The following is a 24,938-nucleotide window of genomic DNA, read 5'->3' as shown; positions in this document are numbered from 1 at the left end:
GGAGAGCCCTCTCACTTGTCTGGTCAGAGACCAAGGACGGTGCCGATAGATATCAGCGACCGGCTTAGTTGACCGCGTCTTTCAGGGCCTTGCCGGCTTTGAAGGCAGGAACTTTACCGGCAGCGATTTCGATGGTCGCACCAGTTTGCGGGTTACGGCCGGAACGGGCTGCACGCTCGCGAACGGCGAAAGTACCGAAACCAACCAGAGCAACCTGGTCACCCTCTTTCAGGGCTTCGCCCACGGCATCGATGAAGGCATCCAGCGCACGACCAGCGGCAGCTTTGGAGATATCAGCACCGTCTGCAATCTTGTCAATCAGTTGAGATTTATTCACTCTTATATTCCCCTTTTATCGAACATCGCTGCGGCGCTGATTTCCCTGGCCACAACAAGTGGAGGTTTTATAACAAGCCTCCTGATCAGTTGCAAGTGACAATCTGGCGCAAACCCGCGCCACATCACGCATTGCGACTCATCATGAGTACCCGATCGGTGGTCAAGGCTACTTCCGTTGTCCGGTGCATGCAAGCCTTAACCACCCCCCGAATGCGCCAAATTTGCGGCGCATCAACATTTACACGACAGAAACGCGTTCGAAACCTTGCGGATTGTCCTGCAACGCCAGTGCAAGCACCTCATCAATCCAGCGAACCGGATAGATTTCAAGATCTTGTTTGACGTTGGCCGGGATCTCCTCGAGGTCACGTTCGTTCTCTTTCGGGATCAGCACACGCTTGATGCCACCACGGTGGGCCGCCAACAGTTTCTCCTTGAGACCACCGATGGGCAACACCTCGCCACGCAGGGTGATTTCACCCGTCATGGCCACGTCGGCACGCACCGGGTTGCCGGTGAGGCTGGAGACCAGGGCGGTACACATGGCGATACCGGCGCTCGGGCCGTCTTTCGGGGTCGCCCCTTCCGGCACGTGCACGTGGATGTCGCGCTTCTCGTAGAAGTCGCCGTTGATACGCAGCTTCTCGGCACGGGCTCGCACCACCGTCATGGCCGCCTGGATGGACTCCTGCATCACGTCACCGAGGGAACCGGTGTAAGTGAGCTTGCCCTTGCCCGGCATGTTGGTGGTCTCGATGGTGAGCAGATCGCCCCCCACTTCGGTCCACGCCAACCCGCACACCTGGCCAATCTGGTTCTGGTCGGTGGCCTTGCCGTAGTCAAAGCGCTGTACCCCCAGGAACTCCTTGAGGTTCTCCTGGTTGACCTGAACATGCTTGATGCTCTTGTCCAGCAGGATGCGTTTGACTGCCTTGCGACAGATTTTGGAGATTTCACGCTCCAGGCTGCGCACACCCGCCTCGCGGGTGTAGTAGCGGATCACCCCGATCAGCGCCGAATCCTCGATGGTGATCTCGGAAGGCTTCAGGCCGTTGCGCTGGATCTGCTTGGCCACCAGGTGCTGCTTGGCAATGTTGAGCTTCTCGTCCTCGGTGTAACCGGACAGACGGATCACTTCCATCCGGTCCAGCAGCGGACCCGGGATGTTCATGGAGTTGGAGGTGGCCACAAACATCACGTCCGACAGGTCATAATCCACTTCCAGATAGTGATCGTTGAAGCTGCTGTTCTGCTCGGGATCCAGCACCTCCAGCAGGGCGGAAGCGGGATCGCCACGCATGTCCGAGCTCATCTTGTCGATTTCGTCGAGCAGGAACAGCGGGTTCTTCACGCCGACTTTCGCCATCTTCTGGATGAGCTTGCCGGGCATGGAGCCGATGTAGGTACGGCGGTGACCGCGGATCTCCGCCTCGTCACGCACCCCACCCAGGGCCATGCGCACATACTTGCGGCCGGTGGCCTTGGCGATGGACTGGCCCAGGGAGGTCTTGCCCACCCCGGGAGGCCCGACCAGGCAGAGGATGGGGCCCTTGAGCTTGTTCACACGCGCCTGCACCGCCAGGTATTCGAGGATGCGATCCTTGACCTTGTCCAGGCCATAGTGATCCGCATCCAGCACCTCCTGGGCCTTGCCCAGGTCTTTCTTGACCTTGGAGCGGGCCTTCCAGGGCACCTGCACCATCCAGTCCACATAGCTGCGCACCACGGTGGCTTCCGCCGACATGGGTGACATCATCTTGAGCTTGGCGAGCTCGGCCTGGGCCTTCTCGCGGGCATCCTCCGGCATCCCGGCCTCTTCAATCTTGCGATTGAGGGCTTCGAATTCATCCGGGCTGTCTTCCAGCTCACCCAGCTCTTTCTGGATGGCCTTCATCTGCTCGTTGAGGTAATACTCCCGCTGGCTCTTCTCCATCTGCTTCTTGACCCGGGAGCGGATGCGCTTCTCGACCTGCAACAGGTCGATCTCCGACTCCATCATGGCCATCAGAAACTCGATGCGCTCGGACACGGAGGCGATTTCCAGCACCTTCTGCTTGTCTTCGAGCTTGAGCGGCATATGGGCAGCCATGGTATCGGCCAGGCGCGCCGCATCGTCGATCGCCGAAATCGAGGTGAGTACCTCGGGCGGGATCTTCTTGTTGAGTTTGATGTAACCTTCGAACTGGCCGATGGCAGAGCGCACCAGCACGTCCTGATCCTTCTCCTCGATGGGGGCGGACGCGATGTACTGGGCCTCCCCGACAAAGAAGTCGCGATCGTCGATCATCCGCTCAAGGCGGGCACGCTGGCCCCCCTCCACCAGCACCTTGACGGTGCCGTCCGGCAGCTTGAGCATCTGCAGAATATTGGCCACTGTCCCGACGGAGAAAATTTCCTCCACCGTCGGTTCGTCAGTCGACGCATCCTTCTGGGCCACCAGCAGGACTTTCTTGTCCTGCTCCATGGCCGCTTCCAGACAGCGAATGGATTTTTCCCGCCCCACAAAGAGTGGAATGACCATGTGGGGATAGACCACCACGTCACGAAGAGGCAGGACGGGAATCTCGATGCGTTCTGAACGCTCTAGGTTCATATATGTCCTCTCGGCTTGTTATACCGTTGGCAAAGGCTTGGCTGAGTATATGGGGGCGCAAAGATGAGATTCAATCGCCTTGGCCGTAAAAAGCATGAAAGGGGCAAAAAGCCCCTTTATGTGATTAAAAATCAGACAGTTACTCTGAGGCTGCGGCCTGAGTCTCGGGATTGTCGTAGATCATCAGGGGCGCGGAGTCTCCCTTGATCACCGTCTCGTCGATCACCACCTTGCTGACCCCTTTCAGGGAGGGCAGGTCATACATGGTGTCGAGCAGCACGGCCTCGACAATGGAACGCAGACCCCGGGCACCGGTTTTGCGCTCCATGGCCTTGCGGGCAATGGCATTGAGCGCGTCGTCACGAAACTCCAGCTCCACCTCTTCCAGGGCGAACAGCGCGGCATACTGCTTGGTCAGCGCGTTTTTCGGCTCTTTCAGGATCTGGATGAGGGCAGCCTCGTCAAGCTCGGTCAGGGTCGCGACCACCGGCAGACGACCGATGAACTCGGGGATGAGACCGTACTTGATGAGATCTTCCGGCTCCACCTTGGCAAAATTCTCGCTCAGGGTTGCCTTGGCATTCTTGGATTTCACCTCGGCGCCAAAACCGATGCCGGTGCCCTTGACGGAGCGCTGCTCGATCACCTTGTCCAGCCCCGCGAAGGCACCACCACAGATGAAAAGGATCTTGGAGGTATCGACCTGCAAAAACTCCTGCTGAGGGTGCTTGCGACCGCCCTGAGGCGGCACGGAGGCGATGGTGCCTTCGATCAGTTTCAGCAGGGCCTGCTGAACCCCTTCCCCGGAGACGTCGCGGGTGATGGAGGGGTTGTCCGACTTGCGGGAGATCTTGTCGATCTCGTCGATGTAGACGATACCGCGCTGGGCCTTCTCCACGTCGTAGTCGCACTTTTGCAGCAACTTCTGGATGATGTTCTCCACGTCCTCGCCCACGTAACCGGCTTCGGTCAGGGTGGTGGCATCGGCCATGGTGAAGGGCACATCCAGCAGACGAGCCAGGGTCTCGGCCAGCAGAGTCTTGCCGCTGCCGGTGGGGCCAATCAGCAGGATGTTGGATTTGCCCAGCTCCACGCCACCGGACTCGCTGCCGCTGCGAAGACGCTTGTAGTGGTTGTAGACAGCCACTGCCAGCACCTTCTTGGCGTACTCCTGACCGATCACGTAGTCGTCCAGATGGGCGCGGATTTCATGAGGGGTCGGCAGCTCGCTACCATCGCGCTTGGGAGAGATCTCGCGGATCTCCTCGCGGATGATGTCGTTGCACAGCTCGACACACTCATCACATACGTAGACGGAAGGGCCAGCGATCAGCTTGCGCACTTCATGCTGGCTTTTGCCGCAGAAAGAGCAATACAGCAGCTTGTCGCCCTCACCCTTGCGTTTCTCTGTCATTCAGCGACCTCGTTTTATCAATAGAGGATGGATCGTCCTGTTGAGTTTACAACAGGACGGGGTACCCTGCTCAGCCGCGCTGGCTCAGGATGCCGTCAACCAGACCATAGGCAACGGCCTGCTCGGCAGACATGAAATTGTCACGGTCGGTGTCGCGCTCGATGGTGGCCATGTCCTGACCGGTATGGAACGCCAGACGATCGTTCAGGATATTCTTGATTTTCAGGATCTCCTGGGCATGGATCTGGATGTCAGAAGCCTGCCCCTGGAAGCCGCCCAGCGGCTGGTGGATCATCACTCGGGCATTGGGCAGGCAGAACCGCTTGCCCTTGGCGCCACCGGCCAGCAGGAAGGCCCCCATGGAGCAGGCCTGCCCCATGCAGACGGTGCTCACGTCCGGCTTGATGAACTGCATGGTGTCATAGATGGACATACCCGCAGTGACGGCGCCACCCGGCGAGTTGATGTAGATGCTGATGTCCTGATCCGGGTTCTCGGACTCCAGGAACAGCAGTTGGGCCACCACCAGGTTCGCCATGTGATCCTCGACCTGACCGGTCAGGAAGATCACCCGCTCTTTCAGCAGACGGGAATAGATGTCGTAGGAACGCTCCCCTTTCGCGGTTTGCTCTACCACCATCGGGATGAGCGCATTGCGTGGGGATTCAGTCACATCGTTATAGTTCTTGTACATAAGGCATTGTCCCTAAAATAAAATGGCCCGAGTGGAGATCACACGAGCCATTATACTTAACAGTTTTGACCTTAAGTCAAATGTTCTTAGGCAGCGGCACCGGACTTGTTGATCACTTCGTCGAAGGCAACTTCTTTCTCGGTGACTTGCGCCTTGGACAGGATCAGATCGATGGCTTGATCTTCAATGGCCAGGTTGCGCACGCCGTTCAGCATCTGCTCGTTCTGCTGATAGTACTCGATCACTTCTTTCGGATCTTCGTAGGCAGTGGCCATGGACTCGATGATGCTGGTCACACGGGCGTCGTCAGCCTTGATCTCGTTGGTGCGGATGACGTCACCCAGCAGCAGACCAACGCGGACACGGCGCTCGGCCTGGGCCTGGAACAGCTCGGCCGGCAGCTCGGGGGCGTTGCCGCCCTGGAAGCCACCGAAGCGCTGCAGAGCCTGCTGACGCAGGGTGTCGATTTCCTGGGCAACGGCAGCCTTCGGCAGATCGATCTGGTTGGCTTCAACCAGGCCGTTCAGTACCTGCTCTTTCACGCTGTTTTTCAGGGCCTGGGCCAGTTCGCGCTCCATGTTCTTGCGCACTTCTGCCTTCAGCTCTTCAACGCTGCCGCTCTCGATGCCGAAACGCTTGACGAACTCTTCGGTCAGCTCGGGCAGCACCTGCTCTTCAACCTTGTGCAGCTTGGAGGCAAACTTGGCAGCCTTGCCCTTCAGGGCTTCGGCGTGGTAGTCAGCCGGGAAAGTCACCTCGATGGTGAACTCGTCACCCGCTTTCTTACCCAGGATGGCGTCTTCAAAGCCCGGGATCATGCGGCCAGCGCCCAGTTCCAGGGTGAAGCCTTCAGCCTTGCCACCATCGAACTCTTCACCGTCGATGGAACCGACGAAGTCCATGGTCACACGCATGCCATTGGCGGCAGCCACAGCGGCTTCAGTCCAGGTGGCGTGCTGCTTGCGCAGGGTGTCGATCATGTTTTCCAGGTCGCTGTCCTTCACGGTGGCAACCGGCTTCTCGACCTTGATGGTCTCCAGACCGGCAACTTCGAACTCCGGATACACTTCGAAAGTGGCGGTGAACTCGAAATCCTGACCTTCTTTGATCTCTTTCGGATCCATGGTCGGGGCGCCAGCCGGGCTCAGTTTGTTCTCGATGATGGCCTTGATGAAGTTGTTCTGCATCATTTCATCGGCAACGCGGGCGTGAGCCATGGCACCGAACATCTTCTTGATGATGGCAACCGGAGCCTTGCCAGGACGGAAACCGTCGATGCGACGAGTTTTGGCCAGGCCATTCAATTCTTTGCGCACGGCGGCGTCAACGGTAGCGGCCGGTACAGTGATGGTAAGACGGCGTTCCAGACCCTGGGTTGTCTCTACAGAAACTTGCATTCTTTTACCTCGTTCAACTCAGCACTGCGTGCTGACCCTTTATTGCCCCCGGGCAAGCCCGGAGTCTTCCTGTTTATAAAGACAACGACTGTCTTTGTGATGAGAAAATATGACGCGACATTATAGCGGCGTGCAGTGGTCGCGTCGAGCCGCACATCCCCCATCCGGGGCACAGACAGCACAATTTGCGCAAGACTTTCTCCTATATGGGGAAGTCTTGCACCGAGTTCAAGCATTCCATCCGCAATAATTTGCACTGGCTCACTCTTTTTCACGGCGAACGGGCCATTTTGATCGCCATCCGCCGCCAATCGGGCACAAAAATGGCGTGCTGCGACCCAAATTGTCCACCTTCTCGCCTGTGCCATTGCGTCCCCCGGCCGGGCTCGCTATGGTGACAACCAATTTACGTGCTGCTGGAGTCACCCACATGTCCTTTTTCCGCTTCTTGTTCAATCTGCTCTGGTTCGTGCTGGGAGGCGTCTTCATGGGGCTGGCCTGGTGGCTGGCGGGGCTGCTCTGCTTCGTCTCCCTCATCGGGATCCCCTGGGGACGCGCCTGCTTCGTCATCGGCACTTTCACCTTCTTCCCGTTTGGCAAGCAGGCGGTGAGCCGCAAGAGCATGACGGGCCAGAGCGACATCGGCACCGGCGCCCTGGGGCTGATTGGCAACATTCTCTGGTTTGTGCTCATCGGGGTCTGGCTGGCCATCGGCCACATCGCCTCGGCGCTGGCCTGTTTCGTCACCATCGTCGGCATCCCGTTCGGCATCCAGCACCTCAAGCTGGCCCTCATCAGCCTGGCCCCCATCGGCCAGATGATAGTGACCAACCACGAGGCCGAATCGGGCCGCTACATCCGCTGAGGGCCCATCTCAGGCTATCCTTGCGGGTGGAAAAAAGGGCAGACTAGGGTCTGCCCTTTTTCATTGCCCCATTCGAGGTCTTCCATGCTGCCCAGCCATTTTTTTGCCAACCTCGCCCGTATGCGCCTCATCTACCGCTGGCCCCTGATGCGCAACATCCAGCCCGAAAACATCGCCGAGCACAGCCTGCAGGTCGCCATGGTGGCCCACGCCCTCGGCCTTATCAGCAATCGCCTGTTCGGCGCTCAGGTGGATGCCGACCGGGCCGCCGTCATGGCCCTCTACCACGACAGCAGCGAGGTGCTGACCGGGGATCTGCCCACCCCGGTCAAGTACTTCAATCCCGAAATCGCCCGCGAATACAAGAAGATTGAGCTTGCCGCCGAGCAGCGCCTGCTCGGCATGTTGCCGCCTGAGCTGGTCGAGGACTTTCGCCCCCTGCTCGACTCCGGCGCCCAGGACGAGGCCCTCACCAGCCTGGTGAAGGATGCAGACACCCTCTGTGCCTACACCAAATGTCTGGAGGAGCTGAGCGTCGGCAACCGGGAGTTCGAGCCCGCGCGAAAGCGCCTCGAGCAGATGCTGGACGCCAGGATGAACCCCGCCATGCGCTACTTCATCGATGTCTTCGTGGGGAGTTTTTCACTGCCTCTCGATGAGTTGAATGCCCATTGATGCCATCAACACAGCACCGGGCATCATCTCCTCCTGCGTATTACCCCGATAACCGCCACGTCGGGGGTTTCCCCACAAAAGAGTGACAATAAAAAGGGCCCCGCAGGGCCCTTTATCACATCCATGGGCATCAATGCCCCAGTTCCCGGGACGGCACCAGGCCGCTCGCCCGCCAGGCGGGATAGAGGGTCGCCACCAGGCTCATCAGGATGGCGGCGCCGGTCACGATGAGCAAGTCCTGCATGTGCAGCTCGGTCGGCAGGAAGTCGATGAAGTAGATGTCGGGATTGAGGAAACGGTGCCCGATCACCCCTTCGATGGCGCTCAGGATCTGGGTCAGCTTGCTGGAGAGCAGGCCGCCCAGCAGGGCGCCGAGCAAGGCTCCCGCCACCCCGTTCACCATCCCCTGGATGACGAAGGTAAGCCGGATCTGGCCCGGGCTCGCCCCCATGGTCTTCAAGATGGCGATCTCGCTGCGCTTCTCGTTCACCGCCATCACCAGGGTGGAGACGATGTTGAAGCAGGCCACCGCCACCACCATCAGCATCACCACGTACATCACGGTGCGCACCATCTGGATGTCCTGATAGAGATAACCCTGACGGCTCATCCAGCTGCTGATATAGACGTAGTGCGGGAATTTCTGGGCCGCCGCCACCGTGATGGACTGGGCCTTGAGCACGTCGCTCACCTTGAGGCTGAACCCCTCCACTGCGCTGCCCATGCCGGTGATGGCCTGGGCGTCCGCCAGGTGCATGAAGCCGAGCAGGCCGTCGAGCTGGCCACCGATCTCGAGCAGCCCCACCACGGTGAGCGCCTCCCGTTTCGGGTTCTTGATGCCGGCGGCATCCCCCGCCTGGGGCAGCAGCAGGGTGACGGTGTCCCCTGTCTTGACCCCCAGCTTGTCGGCGATGATCTTGCCGAGGATGACCCCGTGTTCCCCCGCCTGCAGCTCGCGAAGGCCCCGACCCGTCATGAAGTTGCCCGCATCGGAGAGATTGGCTTCCAGCTCCGGCAGCACCGCACGCAGCTGGACCCCCTTGAGGGAGGAGCCGTGCTCCAACAGGCCGTCCAGGCGAATGACGGGGGCAGCCGCCTCCACCCCGGGCTGGGCCAGCAGGTAGTCCCTGAGCCTCGGCCAGTCAGGCAGCGGCGCTTCCATGCCGATGAGCTCGCCGTGGGGGACCACGGAGAGCACCCGGTTCTTGAGCTCCCGCTCGAACCCGTTCATGGCGGAGAGGCCAAGAATGAGGGCCATCACCCCGAGGGCGATGCCGATGAGGGAGGAGGCCGAGATAAAGGCGATGAAGCCGTTGCGGCGGCGAGAGCGGCTGTAACGCAGGCCCAGGAACAGGGGCAGCGGTTTGAACATCAGGCGACCTCCGCCATGATGCCGCTCACCAGGGTGACCCGGCGGTGGAGCTTGGCGGCCAGGCTCAAGTCATGGGTCACCACCACGAACGCGGTGCCAAGCTCGCGGTTAAGCTCGCAGAGCAGCTCATAGACGGCGGTGGCGCTGGCATGATCCAGGTTGCCGGTGGGCTCGTCCGCCAGCACCAGGCTGGGTTCGTTGACCAGGGCACGGGCGATGGCCACCCGCTGGCGCTCGCCACCAGAGAGCTCGGACGGTCTGTGGTTGAGACGGTGGGAGAGCCCCACCCGCCCCAGCATCTTGCTCGCCTTCTCGGTGGCGCTGGCCACCGACTCACCGGCGATCAGCAGCGGCATGGCCGCATTTTCCAGCGCGCTGAATTCCGAGAGCAGGTGGTGGAACTGGTAAACGAAACCCAGCTCCTGGTTGCGAAACCTCGCCTGGGTACGGCTGTCCCAGCCATTGATGTCCTGCCCCTTGAACAGCACGGCGCCGCTGGAGGGGTTGTCCAGCGCCCCCATCAGGTGCAGCAGGGTGGTCTTGCCGGAGCCCGAGCTCCCCACCACCGCCAGCATCTCCCCGGGGGCGACGTCCAGCTCGATCCCCTTGAGTACCTGGGTCTCCAGATTGCCCTCTTTGTAGACATGATTGAGGGCCTGGCAGCGCAGCAGCGGCTCGCAGGGGACGGATTGATTCATAACGGGGGCTCCACTTGCACCAGTAACAACAGAAGATGAATTATTCATAACGCAGCGCCTCCGCCGGTTTGACCCGGGCCGCGCGGGAGGCCGGGTAGAGGGTGGCACTGAAACTCAGCAGCACGGCCCCCAGCAGGATCGTCATGACCTGGGCCGGCTCGACGATAACTGGCAGACCGCTGCCCCCCGCCGCCATATAGAGGTTGAGCCCAAGGGCATTGAGCAGAGGATTGAGGCCGAAGCAGAGCGCCAGCCCCGCCAGCCCCCCGAACAGGGCGCCGATGACGCCGCTCGACGCCCCCAGCACCATGAAGATCTTGACGATGCCGGATTCGCTCATGCCCATGGTACGCAGGATGGCCACCTCCCCTTCCTTGTCGGTGACCACCATCACCAGGGCGGAGAGGATGTTGAAGGTGGCGACCGCGATGATCAGCACCAGCATCAGCCCCATCATCCGTTTTTCCATGGCCACCGCCTGGAACAGCTCGCCGCGCTCGCGGCGCCAGTCCTGCCACTCCAGCCCGTCCGGCAACGCGGTCTTCACCACCTCGTCGGCGGCGAAGGGATCGTCCAGCCAGAGGCGGATGCCGCCCACCTTGTCTGCGGACAGGCGCAGCATGCGCTGGGCATCCCCCAGGGCAATCAGGGCCACCTGGCTGTCCACGTCGGCGCCGACCCCGAAGATGCCGGAGACGGTGAAAAGACGCTGGGCCGGCACTCGGCCAAAGGGGGTAAAGCGGGTACCTTCGGTCAGCATGAGACGCACCTGGTCACCGATGGAGACCTTGAGGCGGCTGGCCACCCCCTGCCCCAGCACGATGTGGTATTCACCGGCCTGCAGGCTGTCAAGGCGCCCTCCCAGCATCTGGGCGTGCAAGATGTCATCCTTGGGCCAGCGGGCGGGATCGATCCCCTGCACGCTCACGCCGGTGAGCTGACCCGGGCTTTGCAGCATGCCTTCACTGTCGAGCATGGGGGCCGTGGCCACCACGTGGGGCAGGCGGGCCAGATCGGGCAGACCTTCGGGCTCGGCCTCGATGCGTCCGGCCTGATTGGTCACCACCACATGGGGGATCACCCCGAGGATGCGCCCCTTGAGCTGGCCTTCGAACCCGTTCATCACCGAGATCACCACCATCAGGGCGGCGACCCCGATGGCGATGCCAAAGGTGGAGAACAGGGAGATAAAGGAGACGAAGCGGTTACTGCGTCGCGAGCCTGCATAACGCAGGCCGATGGCCAGCGACAGTGGCTGAAAAAGTCCGGTCTTCAAGGATATCTACGTTGCCAACGAAATAAGATACCGGATAATAAAGGGAAACCGTCTATGACAACAAGGGATAGCCTCCATGCAGGAACAGTTCTTCAGCGTCACCCATGCCACGCCGGTCAATGTGATCCCCATGCCGGCCGACTTTCGTCTGCCGACGCTGGAGGCCCTGGAGGCCGAGTTGCCCGAGCCGTTTCGCATCGCCTCCGCCATCACCTCCATCGATCTGGTGAGCAGCCGGTTGCTGCGCAGCCAGAACGAGTCCATGCACGATCTGGTGGAGATCATCAACCAGCAGTCCCGCAAGATCGACATGATCATGGGCTATGTGCTGGCGGCCCAGGATCACCCCGAGCACCGCTTCCACACCCTGCGCTTTGGCGCCGGGCAGCTCACCTACCTGCACCCCCACCAAGGGCACGGGGAGGCCCCCGCCCTGCACCAGATAGTGCGGCTCAAGATCTTCCTGCGGGAAGAGGCTTCCGCCGTCTACTGCTACGGCGAGGTCGTGCAGCGGGACGCCGGAGAGCACGGCACCCACGTGGTGCTCGACTACGTGCGCATCCGCGAGGATGACCGGGAGCTGCTGGTGCGCGCCAGCCTGCATGTGCAGTCGAAACAGCTCAAGCTGCGTGCCCAGGAACGTCAGCGCTAACCCAGGTCCATGTCAAAAGAACGCCAACAGTAAAAGACTCCGATGATGCCAATGACCCTCCCCGCCTTGCCCGCCAAAGCGGGCCAGAAGACAACGTTCGGCCAGCTGGTCGGCAGCAGCCTGGCGCTGGTTGCCGCCCGCCTCACCCGGGAAGCCCGAAGACCCGTCCTGCTGGTCACCGCCGATACCCCGAGCGCCCTGCGCCTTGAACAGGAACTGGGGTTCCTGCTGGCGGATCAGGATTGCCCGGTGCTGCTGTTCCCGGACTGGGAGACCCTGCCCTACGACAGCTTCTCTCCCCACCAGGACATCATCTCCCAGCGCCTCGAGACCCTCTACCAGTTGCCGCAGATGCGCCACGGCGTGCTCATCGTGCCCATCTCCACCCTGATGCTGCGCACGGCGCCCCAGGCTTATCTCGACAAATACAGCCTGATGGTCACAAGCGGCCAGCGCCTCAACCTGCAGCAGCTGCGCGGGCGTCTGGCGCAGGCGGGCTACGTGGCGGTGGAACAGGTGCTGGAGCACGGCGAATTCGCCGCCCGCGGCTCCCTGCTGGATCTCTTCCCCATGGGGAGCAGCCGCCCCTATCGCATTGATTTTTTTGACGACGAGGTGGACTCCATCCGCCCGTTCGACCCCGAGACCCAGCGCTCCAGCGAGCCGGTGAAGTCGGTGAGCCTCCTGCCCGCCCGGGAATTTCCCACCGACGAGGGGGCCATCGAGCTGTTTCGTGGCCAGTATCGCGAACAGTTCGAGATCTCCCGGGCCGAGGGCTCCGTCTATCAGGAGGTGAGCAAGGGGCGCTGGCCCGCCGGCATCGAATACTACCTGCCGCTCTTCTTCAACCAGACCGCCAGCCTGTTTGACTACCTGCCAGGCAACACCCTGCTGCTCACCGTGGGGGAGATCTACCCCGCGGCCCAGCGCTTCTGGAACGACATCGGCCAGCGCTATGAAGACAGGCGCTGGGACAACACCCGTCCCCTGCTGCCGCCCCAGCAGATCTATCTGCCGGTGGAGCAGCTCTTCGCCGCCCTCGGGGACTATGGCGCCGTGCGGCTGCAGGAGGCGACCGTTGACGGCGGAGCGGGTCAGCAGGATCTGCCCCTCGCCCCCCTGCCGGATCTGCAGCTCGACCACAGCAAGGAGCAACCCCTGCTGGCCCTTGACGGCTTCCTGCAAGGCTTTGCCGGGCGCACCCTGTTTGCGGTGGAGTCCGAAGGGCGGCGCGAGGGGCTCGGGGATCTGCTCGCACGGATCAACCTGCAACCCCGGGAGTTTGCCTCCCTCGACGCCTTCCTCTCGAGCGATGCGCGCCACGGGCTGCTGGTCTGCCCCCTGGAGCGGGGCTTCCTGCTGCAAGAGCCCGGCCAGACGCCCCTTGCCCTCATCACCGAAGCCGAGCTGCTCGGCGGCAAGATCCGCAGCAAGCGCCAGCGGGACAAGAGCAAGAACCTGAGCTCGGATGCGGTGATCCGAAACCTGGGCGAGCTGACCCAGGGCCAGCCGGTGGTGCACCTGGATCACGGGGTCGGTCGCTATCTGGGGCTCGAGACCATCGATGCAGGCGGCCTGCCCACCGAGTTTCTGACCCTGGAATACGCCGGCGGCGACAAGCTGTTCGTGCCGGTCACCAGTTTGCACCTGATCAGCCGCTACACCGGCTCGGACAACCCGCCCAGCCACAAGCTCGGCGGCGAGGCCTGGGTCAAGGCGCGGCGCAAGGCGGCGGAGAAGGTGCGGGACGTGGCGGCCGAGCTGCTGGATGTCTATGCCATGCGGGCAGCCCGTCACGGCTTTGCCTTCAAACACGACCGGGAGGCCTACCGCCAGTTTGCCGCGAGCTTCCCCTTCGAGGAGACCGAGGATCAGCTCAATGCCATCAACGCCGTGCTCGGCGACATGTGCCAGGCCAAGAGCATGGACCGCCTGGTGTGCGGCGACGTGGGCTTTGGCAAGACCGAAGTGGCGATGCGGGCGGCCTTTGTGGCCGTGCACGGCGGCAAGCAAGTGGCCGTGCTGGTGCCCACCACCCTGCTCGCCCAGCAGCACTACGACAACTTCCGCGACCGCTTCGCCAACTGGCCGGTGCGGGTGGAGGTGCTGAGCCGCTTCCGCTCCGCCAAGGAGCAGAGCGCCGTGATGAAGGAGATGGCCGAGGGCAAGGTGGACATCATCATCGGCACCCACAAGCTGCTCGGCGCCGAGCTCACCTTCAAGGATCTGGGCCTGCTCATCGTCGACGAGGAGCACCGCTTCGGGGTGCGCCAGAAGGAGAAGATCAAGGCGCTGCGCGCCGACGTGGATATCCTCACCCTCACCGCCACCCCCATTCCGCGCACCCTCAACATGGCCATGTCCGGCATGCGAGATCTCTCCATCATCGCCACCCCGCCCGCCAAGCGGCTCGCCATCAAGACCTTCGTGCGCCAGCACGAACCTGCGGTGGTGCGCGAGGCGGTACTGCGGGAATTGAAGCGCGGCGGCCAGGTCTACTACCTGCACAACGACGTGGAGAGCATCGAGAAGTGCGCCGCCGATCTTGCCGAGCTGGTGCCGGAGGCGCGCATCGGCATCGCCCACGGCCAGATGCGCGAGCGGGAGCTCGAGCGAGTGATGTCGGACTTCTACCACCAGCGCTTCAACCTGCTGGTGTGCACCACCATCATCGAGACCGGCATCGACGTGCCGAGCGCCAACACCATCATCATGGACCGGGCGGATCATCTCGGTCTGGCCCAGCTGCACCAGCTGCGGGGCCGGGTCGGGCGCTCCCACCACCAGGCCTATGCCTACCTGCTCACCCCCCATCCCAAGCTGATGACCAAGGATGCGGCCAAGCGGCTGGAGGCCATCGCGTCCCTCGAAGATCTCGGCGCCGGCTTTGCGCTCGCCACCCACGATCTGGAGATCCGGGGCGCGGGCGAGCTGCTGGGCGACGATCAGAGCGGCCAAATTGAATCGGTGGGCTTCACCCTCTACATGGAGATGCTGGAGCAGGCGGTGGAGGCGCTCAAACATGGCAAGGAGCCGTCGCTGGAGCAGCTCATGAGCCAGCATACCGAGGTGGAGCTGCGCCTGCCCGCCTTGCTCCCGGACGACTACATCCCGGACGTCAACATGCGCCTCTCCATGTACAAGCGCATCGCCAGTGCCGCCGACGAGCAGGAGCTGCGGGAGCTCAAAGTGGAGCTCATCGATCGCTTCGGCCTCTTGCCGGAGCCGACCAAGACGCTGATGGAGCTGGCCGCCTTCCGCCAGCGCGCCACGGCGCTGGGCATTCGCCGGGTGGAGATGAGCGAGCGCGGCGGCTATCTGGACTTTACCCAGGAAACCCGCGTCAACCCGGCCTATCTGGTCAAGCTGCTCTCCGAGCAGCCGCGCATCTACAAGATGGACGGGCCGACCCGGCTGCGTTTCCAGGTGCCGACCCAGGACAGGGCCATGCGCCTCAAACTGGTGGATGGCCTGCTGGCAGATCTCGCCCGCCATGCCACCCCCTGAGGGGAAGCATGACGTCAGCAGGGCGCGACCTGCCGCCCATAACAACGGGAGCCCCAGGGCTCCCGTTTCGTTGCTGGCAAGGGGCGGCATCTCGCCCCCGGCCCGCCTTCTTGCCTCCCGATGCCTCGGTTCGCCCTCCTGGCAGCACCATTTTGCCGCCGAATCCATCCACTGATGCGATACATTGAGTCATCACCCATCTAAAAAACAGATGGATGTGGGGATGATTGTGGGCAAAAAACGGGTTCAACGCGCCTCGATAGCCCCGCAGATGGCCCGTGCCGTATTTATCCCGCCCACGTATCCAGACCAGGTATCCCGGCAAGGGGGCCACCAGCCATTGCACCGCGACAACCGAGGCGCCGCGTCAGCCCGTCAGCCCGTCAGTCCGTCAGTCCGTCAGTCCGTCAGTCCGTCAGTCCGTCAGTCCGTCAGTCCGTCAGCATATCAACCTGGCTACACCCGCCTGCACGCCAATAAAAACGGGAGCCTTGACGGCTCCCGTGACGAAGGGACGCTGGCCCGGGCTCAGCCCTGGTTGGCCGGATCCTCGTGGGCGGAGAACTCCCGCATGAAGGCCTCGGCCCGCTCCACCATCCTGGTGGACCCGACGAAGTAGGGGGTGCGCTGGTGCAGGGCGGTAGGCTGGATGTCCATGATGCGGCCAAAGCCATCGGACGCCTTGCCACCAGCCTGCTCCACCAGGAAGGCCATGGGGTTGCACTCATAGAGCAGGCGCAGCTTGCCGTTCGGGGAGTTGGTGCCGGACGGGTAGATGTAGATGCCCCCCTTGAGCAGGTTGCGGTGGAAATCCGACACCAGGGAACCGATGTAGCGGGAGGTGTAGGGCCTGTGAGTCGCCTCGTCACGCTCCTGGCAGTATTTGAGGTACTTCTTCACCCCGTCCGGGAACTTGATGTAGTTGCCCTCGTTGATGGAGTAGATCTTGCCCTCCTCCGGAATGCGGATGTTCTCGTGGGAGAGGCAGAAGCAGCCGATGGAGGGGTCATAGGTGAAGCCGTTGACCCCAAAGCCGGTGGTGTAGACCAGCATGGTGGAGGAGCCGTAGACCACGTAGCCCGCCGCGACCTGACGGTGGCCCGGCTGCAGGAAGTCCTCCAGAGTGACCCCGGCGCCCGGTTTGCTGACCCGGCGGTAGATGGAGAAGATGGTCCCGACCGAGACGTTGACGTCTATGTTGGAGGAGCCGTCGAGGGGGTCTATCAGCACCACGTACTTGGAGTGACGGGAGAGCTCGGAATCGAAGGAGACGAAGTCCTCCTCCTCCTCAGAGGCCATGCCGCACACCTCGCCACGGGCCTCCAACGCCGCCTTGAAGCGCTCGTTGGCGTAGACGTCCAGCTTCTGCTGCACCTCGCCCTGCACGTTTTCGGCGCCGATGGAACCGATGATGTCCGCCAGACCCGCCTTGTTGATCTCCCGGTTCACCACCTTGGCGGCCAGGCGGATGGAGCTGAGCAAGGAGGTCAGCTCGCCGGTCGCGGTCGGGTAGTCCGCCTGCTTTTTGACGATGAACTCGCCCATGGTGATCATGTTTCGCATTCTTGTTCCTTTAAGATCGTTTCCGTTGGCCGTTGAAAACGTTTGCAAGTGTCGGCAAAAAAAGTGCCGATCCCCGGCAGCGTTGTTTTGTAACCCAATGTAACGCCTGTTTTTTGTTTTTGCAGCGAATTAAGCCGTTCTTTAAATCGCCAGAAAACCGCGCCACCACGGGCTTTCGGCGTGAAACAAGGGTGCCATCCGTCATCTTTTGGGGGGTTAATTCGTGACAAGAATGCATCCGGGCCGACGCGGCTGCCCGCCTTGCTCCCCCTGGCGCCCGGCAATGTTGCGCCAGAGGCTCCCCTCTTGAGATCTGCCCCCCAATCCCGCACACTGGCTGCGCTTTGGAAGCAAAAAAACATAAGGATATTCAATGAAAAAGTCGCTTATCGCCGGGGCGGTTGCCGCTCTGCTCACCCTCCCCGTCCTCGCCGCCCAGGTGCCTGAAGGCACCCAGCTTCTGCCAGCCACCCAGCAAGTGTTCGTGCGCAACATCGGCACCGAGCCTGCCTCCATCGATCCCCAGATGGTGGAAGAGAGCGCGGGCAGCGACGTCGTCAACGATCTGTTCGAGGGGCTCTATACCCTGGATGGCAACGGCAAGCTGCAGGCGGCGGGCGCCCTTGGCTACGAGCTCGATGCCACGGGCACCGTCTACACCTTCAAGCTCAGACCCGATGCCAAATGGTCCAATGGTGAGCCGGTGACGGCGGCGGACTACGTCTATGGCTGGCAGCGGGCGGCGGACCCCAAGAACGCCTCCAACTACGCCTGGTTCATCGAGCTGACCGGCGTCGCCAATGCCAGCGACGTGGTGCAGGGCAAGCAGAGCCCGGATGCCCTGGGGATCAAGGCGCTCGATGACTACACCCTGCAGATCACCCTGAAAAACCCGGTCCCCTTCTTCCTCAAGACCCTCTCCCACTACACCACCTTCCCGGCGCCCAAGGCCACCATCGAGAAGTTCGGTCATGAGTGGGTCAAACCGGCCAACATCGTCTCCAACGGCGCCTTCGCCCTCAAGGAGTGGACCCCGAACGAGCGCCTCATCGCCGAGCGCAACCCCCACTACTGGGACAACGAGCACACCGTGCTGAACAAGGTGATCTATCTGGAGATCGTCTCCGATACCGCGGCCTACAACCGCTATCGTGCGAGCGAGCTGCACTACACCACCTATCCCCTGGAGCAGTATCAGCAGATCAAGCGCCAGAGCCCGGAGGAGCTGGTGAGCGCCCCCATGCTCGCCACCTACTACTACGTGTTCAACACCCAGCGCAAACCCTTTGACGACGTCAGGGTGCGCAAGGCACTCTCTCTTGCCATCGACCGGGACACCATCACGGAGAAGATCCTGGGACAGGGGCAGCTCTCCGCCTTCAGCCTGACCCCGCCGAGCGTGGACGGCTTCGAGCTCAAACGCCCCGCCAGCGAGCTGATGAGCAAGGAAGAGCGCATCAAGCAGGCCAAGGCGCTGCTTGGCGAGGCGGGTTACGGCCCTGACAAGCCGCTGACGGTGGACATCCTCTACAACACCAACGAGGGGCACAAGAAGATAGCGCTCGCCATCTCCTCCATGTGGAAGCACAACCTGGGGGTCAAGGCGGAGCTCAACAACATGGAGTGGAAGACCATGGTGTCGGCCCTGAACGAGGGTGACTTCGGGGTGAGCCGCTACTCCTGGAACGGAGACTACAACGATGCCTCCACCTTCCTCGACATCATGACCTCCAGCAGCAGCGCCAACAGCGGCAAGTGGTTCAACAAGGAGTACGACGCCCTCCTGGCCAAGGCCCATGACGCCAAGGACCCCGCCGAGCGCAACCGCCTCTATCAGCAGGCCGAGGTGCTGATCGACGAGGAGGCCCCCATCGCCCCTGTCTACTTCTACGTGAAATCACGGCTGCTCAAACCCAACGTCAAGGGCTACCCCTACCAGAACCCGCAAGACCTGGTCTATGCCAAGGAGCTCTATCTGACGGCGCAGTGACGCTGGGCACCGAACCAAAAAGACCGCCTCGATGGCGGTCTTTTTTTATCCTACTTTTCCTGACAGCCCGCCACCGCGAGCCGGGCGCGTCTTCGTACCGTCACGGGCCTCACCAGCAACTGCGCCAGCAGCACCCCCATCAGGGTCATGCCGCCACCGATGAGGTGATAGCTGGTGAGCCGCTCCCCGAGCCAGCTGATGGCAAGGGCGGCCGTCATCACCGGCAACAGGTTCATGAAGATGGCGGTGCGGCTCGCCCCGAGCAGGGCAATGCCCTGCATCCAGAGCCAGGGCGAGAGGGCCGAGGTCGGGATCCCCGCATAGAGGATGAGCCAGAGGGCGCTGCCATCGGGCCAGTGCCCGTCCACCAGCAGATAGAAGGGGGTGAGGAACAGGAGGCTGCACAGCACCTGACCGTAGAGCATGGACCAGTTGTCCAGCCCCAGATCCCAGCGCTTGAGCAGCACGCTGTAGAGCGCATAGGTGGCCGCCGAGAGCAGCATGTAGACGGAACCGATATGGATGCCCTGGGTCAGCAGCCGGGCCGGATCCCCCTGCCCCAACAAAATCGCCAGCCCCAGAATGGAGATGGCGCCTCCCAGCAGCGCCCCCCAGGTGGGCCGCTCGCGCAGCAACCAGATGCTGAGCAGCACCGTCATCAAGGGGGTCAGTCCCATCATCAGGCCAATCTCGGTGGCACCCAGGGTCTGGGCCGCGTAATAGCCAAAGGTCTGGTTCAAGACCATCCCGAGCAGGGCCAGCACCGCCAGCTTCGAGAAACCGGCCCGCAGTTTGCGGCGCTCGCGCCAGGCCCGGTGAGCCAGAAACGGGGTCAGCACAAGGGCCGCCACCATCCAGCGCGACCAGGCGAGCGCCGCAGGAGACAACACCCCGACCGCCAGCTTGCTGACGATGCCATTGCCGGCCCAGATGGCCATGCAGGAGAAGGGAAACAGGAAGGCAAGGGGCATTGCGATATCCAGAATAAAAAGGCGGGTATTGCGCGCGAGTATAGAGAGGCAATCAGGATAAGCAAGCCTGCCAACGCAGGAAGAAGCGCCATGACGCGAACGGTTGGCGCCGCGCCCAGGCGCCATCAACAATCATGCCCGCACAGGGGCGGGCATGAGGGGGACCAGGGTCAGCCTGAGGCGCCTCAGGCGGCATCCATGTGGAGCCTTGAAATCAGTTCATTGACCTCGAGCACCGTCTGGCGATGGGGAATATCGGCTTGCAATGGCATCATCAGCAAGCCCGACTGGAAATCGAAGCGCCCCCTGCCGTGGATGTAAATCCGCCCCTTGAAGAAGGTTTTGACATGTTTTGCCACCATCAGTGGCAGGTACTTCTTGAACACTCTCATCGTTTGCAACCTCTTGAAGTTGTATCCGTATGACAGCAGCTTATGCGAAATAATTCCGTTAAATTTATATAAAAAACCGGAAAAATCGACTCTCTCTTCCCCAAAAAACCAAACTGTAACTTATTATTAACTTTTACCGTATTGTATGCGGTCCTTCCAGCCAGAGCAAGACTCCTTTGCCATCTTGCCATTCGATGCAGGCCAGCCCGGACGTCGCGAACATGGGGGCCCCTGCCGCCGGACAGAGACTCTGGACCAGATACCCCACCAGCGGCAGGTGACTGACCATCAGGATGTTGTCATGCTCCGCCGCCAGCTCCGTGAGGTAGCTCGCCACGAAAGCCGGGTCCCCATAGGGGGTGATGTCGCCGCTCTCCTCGACCTTGAGGGCCTTGGGCAACTCGGGGGCGATGGCCTGCCAGGTCTGTCTGGCACGCAGGTAGTTGCTGTGGATCACCAGGTTCAGGGAGCCTGCCAGTTGGGGAGCCAGCCAGCCCGCCATGTGGATGGACTCTTCGATGCCTTGCTCGGTCAGTGGACGCTGTTCATCAGTCTTTGCGTTCATGCCAGCCTGGCCATGACGCATGATGTAGATTTTCATTACAACCTCGCCCAGGGGGCCTGTTTAAATAGCGGGGGGATCTTACCCCGCCATGCCGGGGGAAACAATTGCGCCACCTCTCAGAAAAGGGTTTGCCTCGCAAGATAGCGGGGTCGATAATCATGTTTAAATTCAAATAAATTCACCGCGAGCCCCTCCCCAATGAGCCCATATGCCAGTCCCAATGACCATCGGCGGTATCACTATCTGGAGCTGGCAAACCGGCTCAGGGTCTTGCTGATCTGTGATCCCGAGACCGACAAGTCCGCCGCCTCCCTGGCGGTGAATACCGGCCACTTCGACGATCCTGCCGATCGCCAGGGCATGGCCCATTTCCTCGAGCATATGCTGTTTCTCGGTACCCGCACCTACCCCAAACCCGGTGAATACCAGCAATTCATGAGCCGCCACGGTGGCAGCAACAACGCCTGGACCGGTACCGAGTTCACCAACTTCTTCTTCGACATCGACAACGGCTTCTTCGAGGCGGGGCTCGACCGGTTCTCCCAGTTCTTCATCTGCCCTACCTTTGCACCGGAGTGGGTCGACAAGGAGCGCAACGCGGTGGACTCCGAGTACCGCCTCAAGCTGCAGGACGACGTGCGCCGCAGCTACCAGGTGCACAAGGAGACGGTCAATCCGGACCACCCCTTCTCCAAATTCTCGGTGGGCAACCTCGACACCCTGGCGGATCTCCCCGGCCGGGATCTGCGCTCGGACCTCATTGCGTTCTACGAAACCCACTACAGTGCGGATCGCATGGCGCTGGTCATGCTTTCACCGGCACCCATCGAGACCCAGCTGGCCTGGTGTGATCGCTTCTTTGGTGCCATTCCGGATCGCCGCCTCGGCCCTCCGGTACTGAGCCATCCTCTCTACCGGCTCGATGATCTCGGCATTCGCATCCAGCTGACCCCGGTCAAGGAGACCCGCAAGCTGGCGCTGACCTTCCCGCTGCCGTGCGTGGATGAGTATTACGACAAAAAACCCCTCACCTTCCTGAGCCACCTCATCGGCTATGAGGGGGAAGGCAGCCTGCTCTCCCTGCTCAAGGGGCGAGGCTGGGTCAATCAGCTCGCCGCCGGCGGCGGCATCAGCGGCGCCAACTTCAAGGACTTTGGCGTGAGCTTTGGCCTCACCCCCCTTGGGCTTGAGCATGTGGACGAGATCATCGCCGCCCTGTTTGGCTATCTGAAGCTCATCGAGCGGGGTGGGGTGCAGGCCTGGCGCTATGAGGAGAAGCGCAGCGTGCTGGAATCCGCCTTCCGCTTCCAGGAGCGGGGCCGGGCCCTCGACACCGTCTCCGGCCTCGTGCTCAACCTGTTCAGCTACGGGCCGGACGATCTGCTCTACGGCGACTACATGATGCGCGAGTTCGATGAGCCGCTGATCCGGCGCTTCCTCGCCAAGCTGACCCCCCACAATCTGCGAGTGACCATCCAGGCCCCGGAAGTGAGCACGGATCGCCTCGCCCGCTGGTACCAGACACCCTACAGCGTCCAGATCATCAGCGAGGCCGAGAAGATCCGCTGGCAGCAGAGTGAACCGGATCCCGCCCTGCACCTGCCGGCGCCCAACCCCTTCATCAGCACCCGCCTCGACGCCCGTCTGCCGGCGCTGCCCGCCGACATGCCGTCCTGCCTCATCGACAGGCCCGGTTTCCGGCTCTGGCACCTGCACGAGCATCAGTTCAGCGTGCCCAAGGGCAGCCTTTACATCTCCGTCGACAGCGAACATGCGGTCAAGAGCCCGCGTCACATCGCCATGGCGCGTCTGGCCGTGGAACTGCTCACGGATCACCTCAACGCCCTCACCTACCCGGCGGAGCTCGCGGGCCTTGGCTACCAGATTTATGCCCATCAGGGGGGCTTTACCATCAACCTCAGCGGCTTTGCCGACAAGCAACCGCTGCTGCTCGACATGATCCTCGGCAACCGCACCCTGGGGTATCCGGATCCGGCCCGCTTTAGCGAGATCAAGGAGCAGCTAATCCGCAACTGGGAGAACCAGTCCAAGACCCGCCCCATCTCCCAGTTGTTCAACCAGCTCACCAGTTTGCTGCAACCCAACAACCCGCCCTTCGAGCAGCTGTTGCGCCACCTGCGCACCGTCGAACTCGGGGAGATGCCCGGCTTCGTCTCCGAGCTCTTTGCCAGGGTGCATCTGGAGGCCCTGGTACACGGAGACTGGACGGCCGCCGAGGCCCTCGAACTCGCGGCCCTGCTGGAGCGCCACCTCGGTGCCAACAGCCAGCCCAGCGCCGAGACCCGCCGCCCCCTCATCTCCATCCAGGACAGAGGCACCCTCATTCGCGAGCAGGGGTGCGATCACGAGGACTCGGCGCTGCTGGTCTACTACCAGTCGCGCACCACCCGGGCGCGGGATCTCGCCTGCTTCACCCTGGCCAACCACATCATGTCATCCACCTTCTTCCACGAGCTGCGCACCCGCCAGCAGCTCGGTTACGTGGTGGGAGCCGGCAACCTGCCCCTCAACCGCCATCCCGGTCTCATCTTCTATATCCAGTCGCCGGTGGCGGGGCCGCAGATCCTGCTGGATGCGGTGGAGGAGTTCATCGATCTCTTCCCGCTCGCCATGCTGGAGTTCACCGAGCAGCAGTGGCAGGAGAGCAAGGCGGGGTTGCAGGCCCAGCTCAGCGAGCGGGATGCCAACCTGCGCAGCCGCGGCCAGCGGCTCTGGGTCAGCATCGGCAACAAGGATCTGGGTTTTGATCAGCGCGAACGGGTACGCGAGGAGGTGGGCAGGCTCAGCCGTGCCGATCTGGTGCGCTTCATCACCCAGCTGAGATCCCGTACCTCGGATCGCCTCATCCTCTGCAGCTATGGCCTGGGCCACGAGCACGACGAGCGGATCACCGGCCAGTTTGTCGACGATCCCAGGGCATTTCGGCTCAACGCCGCCACCTTTGAAGGCTGACCTCCCCTGTTGGCAACGCGCAGACAATAAAAAGCCGACCCCGTGGGGTCGGCTGGAAAAACCATAATCAATTGCGACCAGAGCCGCCAAAAGTGAACATGAGCGTGAAAATCAGACACTGGGTTGATGTTCGACCGGCGTTCAAACCAGAGCTCACCGGTCGGCACCAGCAGTGATTGAGAAACAGCCTCATCTTAGGCATTTCCCTGATTTTCCACGTTGATCTATGTCAAAGGAGGTAAAACAAGCGTCACTTCCATCCTTGGCAGCGGCCTCGCGCCCTCTCAGCCCCGGCGGATAAGCCGGTAAGCCACCTCGTCGAAATAGGAGAGCTGCCCCGAGAGCACCCTGGGGTGATCCAGCTCAGCCCCCCGGCCCAGCACCTCGACACCAAAGTCGCGCTCAAACAGGGTGCGCACCTCCATCTCCCCCACCGAGAACGGCGGCTGCTGCTGCTGCTCGGGCTGATACTCGAGGGTCACCAGCAACACCTGCCCCCCCGCCTCCACCAGGCGGCTCATCAGGGCGGCATACTGGCGGCGCATGGCGCCCGGCAAGGCGATGAGGGCCGCCCTGTCATAGACCAGGCGATAACGCTGCCCGAGCTCCGGAGCGGCGAAGAAGTCCCCCTGATAGATGCGCAGATCGGCGTGCCGGTGGCACTGATAGGGACCCACCTCGCTTCTCTCTGCACTCAGGTTGTTCTCGTCAAAAAACTGGGTAATGGCGAGCTCGGAGAGCTCGAAGCCATCCACTGGATGCCCCTGCTCACGCAGCCAGAGCATGTCCCGGGACTTGCCGCAAAGGGGCACCAGCACAGGGTCGCTCCCTTGCTGGGCTGACCACCAGGATTGCAGCCAGCGGTTGAAATCTGCCTGATGAAAGCCAATCCGGTTCTCTTTCCACTTCTGGTGCCAAAATGCCGCTTCCATCATCTTCCTCTCGTCATCTGCAATGGTGCATCACTATCACAACTTCACCGAAGTGGCGCAAGCCCCATGA

The 24,938-nt window shown here is 61.9% G+C and carries 20 protein-coding genes; 6 read left to right on the top strand and 14 right to left on the bottom strand.

The features are described from left to right. Positions 1-64 precede the first annotated feature (64 nt). The 5 genes from hupB to tig form a co-directional block, all read right to left on the bottom strand. Positions 65-337, bottom strand: coding sequence for a nucleoid-associated protein HU-beta (hupB, locus tag OKC41_RS10525; protein ID WP_005315375.1), 273 nt, complete (start codon positions 335-337; stop codon positions 65-67). A 240-nt stretch (positions 338-577) separates the two neighbouring features. Beyond that, the gene (lon, locus tag OKC41_RS10520) at positions 578-2,932 is read right to left on the bottom strand and encodes an endopeptidase La (protein ID WP_010674574.1); all 2,355 of its coding nucleotides are present in this window, start codon (positions 2,930-2,932) and stop codon (positions 578-580) included. Positions 2,933-3,071: 139 nt separating this feature from the next. Next, positions 3,072-4,346 (bottom strand): ATP-dependent protease ATP-binding subunit ClpX, encoded by a 1,275-nt coding sequence (gene clpX, locus OKC41_RS10515; protein ID WP_010674573.1) that lies wholly within the window; start codon positions 4,344-4,346, stop codon positions 3,072-3,074. Between the two features lie 70 nt (positions 4,347-4,416). Beyond that, on the bottom strand, positions 4,417-5,040 hold the full coding sequence (gene clpP / locus OKC41_RS10510; RefSeq protein WP_270671996.1) for an ATP-dependent Clp endopeptidase proteolytic subunit ClpP: 624 nt from the start codon (positions 5,038-5,040) through the stop codon (positions 4,417-4,419). 86 nt (positions 5,041-5,126) lie between these two features. Continuing rightward, positions 5,127-6,437 carry a trigger factor gene (tig, locus tag OKC41_RS10505; protein WP_151028030.1) on the bottom strand — a complete coding sequence of 437 codons (1,311 nt, stop codon included), beginning with the start codon at positions 6,435-6,437 and terminating at the stop codon, positions 5,127-5,129. A 430-nt stretch (positions 6,438-6,867) separates the two neighbouring features. Here tig and OKC41_RS10500 point away from each other — a divergent pair, with 430 nt between their 5' ends. Together OKC41_RS10500 and yfbR are read left to right on the top strand one after the other, a co-directional pair. Beyond that, entirely contained in the window at positions 6,868-7,302 is a 435-nt protein-coding gene (locus OKC41_RS10500) for a YccF domain-containing protein (RefSeq protein WP_039039046.1), read from the top strand. A gap of 84 nt (positions 7,303-7,386) precedes the next feature. Then, positions 7,387-7,977 carry a 5'-deoxynucleotidase gene (gene yfbR, locus OKC41_RS10495; RefSeq protein ID WP_010674569.1) on the top strand — a complete coding sequence of 197 codons (591 nt, stop codon included), beginning with the start codon at positions 7,387-7,389 and terminating at the stop codon, positions 7,975-7,977. A gap of 130 nt (positions 7,978-8,107) precedes the next feature. Here yfbR and lolE read toward each other — a convergent pair whose 3' ends face one another. From lolE to OKC41_RS10480, 3 genes are read right to left on the bottom strand one after another with little or no spacing between them, the layout of a single operon-like run. Continuing rightward, on the bottom strand, positions 8,108-9,349 hold the full coding sequence (gene lolE / locus OKC41_RS10490; RefSeq protein ID WP_270671994.1) for a lipoprotein-releasing ABC transporter permease subunit LolE: 1,242 nt from the start codon (positions 9,347-9,349) through the stop codon (positions 8,108-8,110). Continuing rightward, the gene (lolD, locus tag OKC41_RS10485; RefSeq protein ID WP_201894132.1) at positions 9,349-10,047 is read right to left on the bottom strand and encodes a lipoprotein-releasing ABC transporter ATP-binding protein LolD; all 699 of its coding nucleotides are present in this window, start codon (positions 10,045-10,047) and stop codon (positions 9,349-9,351) included. Before lolD ends, lolE begins: the two co-directional genes overlap by 1 nt. 40 nt (positions 10,048-10,087) lie before the next feature. Beyond that, positions 10,088-11,323, bottom strand: a complete 1,236-nt coding sequence (locus OKC41_RS10480) for a lipoprotein-releasing ABC transporter permease subunit (RefSeq protein ID WP_201894135.1) — start codon at positions 11,321-11,323, stop codon at positions 10,088-10,090. Positions 11,324-11,399: 76 nt separating this feature from the next. Between OKC41_RS10480 and OKC41_RS10475 the strand changes: the two genes are divergently transcribed. Further along, complete coding sequence (locus OKC41_RS10475) at positions 11,400-11,975, top strand: PilZ domain-containing protein (RefSeq protein ID WP_042863798.1); 576 nt, start codon at positions 11,400-11,402, stop codon at positions 11,973-11,975. Between the two features lie 42 nt (positions 11,976-12,017). Then, a complete protein-coding gene (gene mfd, locus OKC41_RS10470) occupies positions 12,018-15,482 on the top strand; it encodes a transcription-repair coupling factor (RefSeq protein ID WP_103260032.1) in 3,465 nt (1,154 codons plus the stop codon). A 528-nt stretch (positions 15,483-16,010) separates the two neighbouring features. On the opposite strand, the gene fbp is transcribed toward mfd, so the two are convergent. Both fbp and OKC41_RS10460 read right to left on the bottom strand, forming a co-directional pair. Then, positions 16,011-17,045, bottom strand: a complete 1,035-nt coding sequence (gene fbp, locus OKC41_RS10465) for a class 1 fructose-bisphosphatase (protein ID WP_029314452.1) — start codon at positions 17,043-17,045, stop codon at positions 16,011-16,013. Next, positions 17,033-17,419: a hypothetical protein gene (locus OKC41_RS10460; RefSeq protein ID WP_158654833.1), complete on the bottom strand. Its 387-nt coding sequence runs from the start codon at positions 17,417-17,419 to the stop codon at positions 17,033-17,035. Before OKC41_RS10460 ends, fbp begins: the two co-directional genes overlap by 13 nt. On the opposite strand from OKC41_RS10460, the gene OKC41_RS10455 reads away from it, so the two are divergent. Then, positions 17,419-19,035 carry a peptide ABC transporter substrate-binding protein gene (locus tag OKC41_RS10455; protein ID WP_103243215.1) on the top strand — a complete coding sequence of 539 codons (1,617 nt, stop codon included), beginning with the start codon at positions 17,419-17,421 and terminating at the stop codon, positions 19,033-19,035. The two genes, OKC41_RS10460 and OKC41_RS10455, sit on opposite strands and share 1 nt — an antisense overlap. A 50-nt stretch (positions 19,036-19,085) precedes the next feature. Here OKC41_RS10455 and OKC41_RS10450 read toward each other — a convergent pair whose 3' ends face one another. The 3 genes from OKC41_RS10450 to sixA all read right to left on the bottom strand — a co-directional run bounded on the left by OKC41_RS10450 (position 19,086) and on the right by sixA (position 20,999). Continuing rightward, positions 19,086-20,006, bottom strand: coding sequence for a DMT family transporter (locus tag OKC41_RS10450; RefSeq protein WP_039039040.1), 921 nt, complete (start codon positions 20,004-20,006; stop codon positions 19,086-19,088). A gap of 185 nt (positions 20,007-20,191) precedes the next feature. Next, complete coding sequence (locus OKC41_RS10445) at positions 20,192-20,398, bottom strand: DUF1107 domain-containing protein (RefSeq protein ID WP_005324080.1); 207 nt, start codon at positions 20,396-20,398, stop codon at positions 20,192-20,194. A 133-nt stretch (positions 20,399-20,531) separates the two neighbouring features. Next, positions 20,532-20,999: a phosphohistidine phosphatase SixA gene (sixA, locus tag OKC41_RS10440; protein ID WP_201894138.1), complete on the bottom strand. Its 468-nt coding sequence runs from the start codon at positions 20,997-20,999 to the stop codon at positions 20,532-20,534. 162 nt (positions 21,000-21,161) lie between these two features. Between sixA and OKC41_RS10435 the strand changes: the two genes are divergently transcribed. Then, positions 21,162-23,936 carry an insulinase family protein gene (locus tag OKC41_RS10435; protein ID WP_202042535.1) on the top strand — a complete coding sequence of 925 codons (2,775 nt, stop codon included), beginning with the start codon at positions 21,162-21,164 and terminating at the stop codon, positions 23,934-23,936. A gap of 284 nt (positions 23,937-24,220) precedes the next feature. Here the strand turns inward: OKC41_RS10435 and OKC41_RS10430 are convergent, their stop codons facing one another. Next, positions 24,221-24,868 (bottom strand): thiopurine S-methyltransferase, encoded by a 648-nt coding sequence (locus tag OKC41_RS10430; protein WP_041215264.1) that lies wholly within the window; start codon positions 24,866-24,868, stop codon positions 24,221-24,223. Positions 24,869-24,938 lie beyond the last annotated feature (70 nt).

The sequence above is a fragment of the Aeromonas sp. QDB17 genome (genome assembly GCF_027705305.1).
Lineage (GTDB): Bacteria > Pseudomonadota > Gammaproteobacteria > Enterobacterales > Aeromonadaceae > Aeromonas > Aeromonas caviae.
The sequence above is the reverse complement of the archived record's forward strand: the minus strand, read 5'-3'. Positions and strand labels throughout refer to the sequence as shown.

What these genes read in the sequence shown, in the direction of transcription:
- OKC41_RS10475 (WP_042863798.1), top strand. Translation starts at nt 11,400, where the DNA reads ATGCAGGAACAGTTCTTCAGCGTCACCCATGCCACGCCGGTCAATGTG.
- OKC41_RS10445 (WP_005324080.1), bottom strand. Translation starts at nt 20,398, where the DNA reads ATGAGAGTGTTCAAGAAGTACCTGCCACTGATGGTGGCAAAACATGTC.
- sixA (WP_201894138.1), bottom strand. Translation starts at nt 20,999, where the DNA reads ATGAAAATCTACATCATGCGTCATGGCCAGGCTGGCATGAACGCAAAG.
- tig (WP_151028030.1), bottom strand. Translation starts at nt 6,437, where the DNA reads ATGCAAGTTTCTGTAGAGACAACCCAGGGTCTGGAACGCCGTCTTACC.
- mfd (WP_103260032.1), top strand. Translation starts at nt 12,018, where the DNA reads ATGATGCCAATGACCCTCCCCGCCTTGCCCGCCAAAGCGGGCCAGAAG.
- lon (WP_010674574.1), bottom strand. Translation starts at nt 2,932, where the DNA reads ATGAACCTAGAGCGTTCAGAACGCATCGAGATTCCCGTCCTGCCTCTT.
- OKC41_RS10430 (WP_041215264.1), bottom strand. Translation starts at nt 24,868, where the DNA reads ATGGAAGCGGCATTTTGGCACCAGAAGTGGAAAGAGAACCGGATTGGC.
- yfbR (WP_010674569.1), top strand. Translation starts at nt 7,387, where the DNA reads ATGCTGCCCAGCCATTTTTTTGCCAACCTCGCCCGTATGCGCCTCATC.
- OKC41_RS10435 (WP_202042535.1), top strand. Translation starts at nt 21,162, where the DNA reads ATGAGCCCATATGCCAGTCCCAATGACCATCGGCGGTATCACTATCTG.
- lolD (WP_201894132.1), bottom strand. Translation starts at nt 10,047, where the DNA reads ATGAATCAATCCGTCCCCTGCGAGCCGCTGCTGCGCTGCCAGGCCCTC.
- lolE (WP_270671994.1), bottom strand. Translation starts at nt 9,349, where the DNA reads ATGTTCAAACCGCTGCCCCTGTTCCTGGGCCTGCGTTACAGCCGCTCT.
- OKC41_RS10455 (WP_103243215.1), top strand. Translation starts at nt 17,419, where the DNA reads ATGAAAAAGTCGCTTATCGCCGGGGCGGTTGCCGCTCTGCTCACCCTC.
- clpP (WP_270671996.1), bottom strand. Translation starts at nt 5,040, where the DNA reads ATGTACAAGAACTATAACGATGTGACTGAATCCCCACGCAATGCGCTC.
- OKC41_RS10500 (WP_039039046.1), top strand. Translation starts at nt 6,868, where the DNA reads ATGTCCTTTTTCCGCTTCTTGTTCAATCTGCTCTGGTTCGTGCTGGGA.
- clpX (WP_010674573.1), bottom strand. Translation starts at nt 4,346, where the DNA reads ATGACAGAGAAACGCAAGGGTGAGGGCGACAAGCTGCTGTATTGCTCT.
- fbp (WP_029314452.1), bottom strand. Translation starts at nt 17,045, where the DNA reads ATGCGAAACATGATCACCATGGGCGAGTTCATCGTCAAAAAGCAGGCG.
- OKC41_RS10450 (WP_039039040.1), bottom strand. Translation starts at nt 20,006, where the DNA reads ATGCCCCTTGCCTTCCTGTTTCCCTTCTCCTGCATGGCCATCTGGGCC.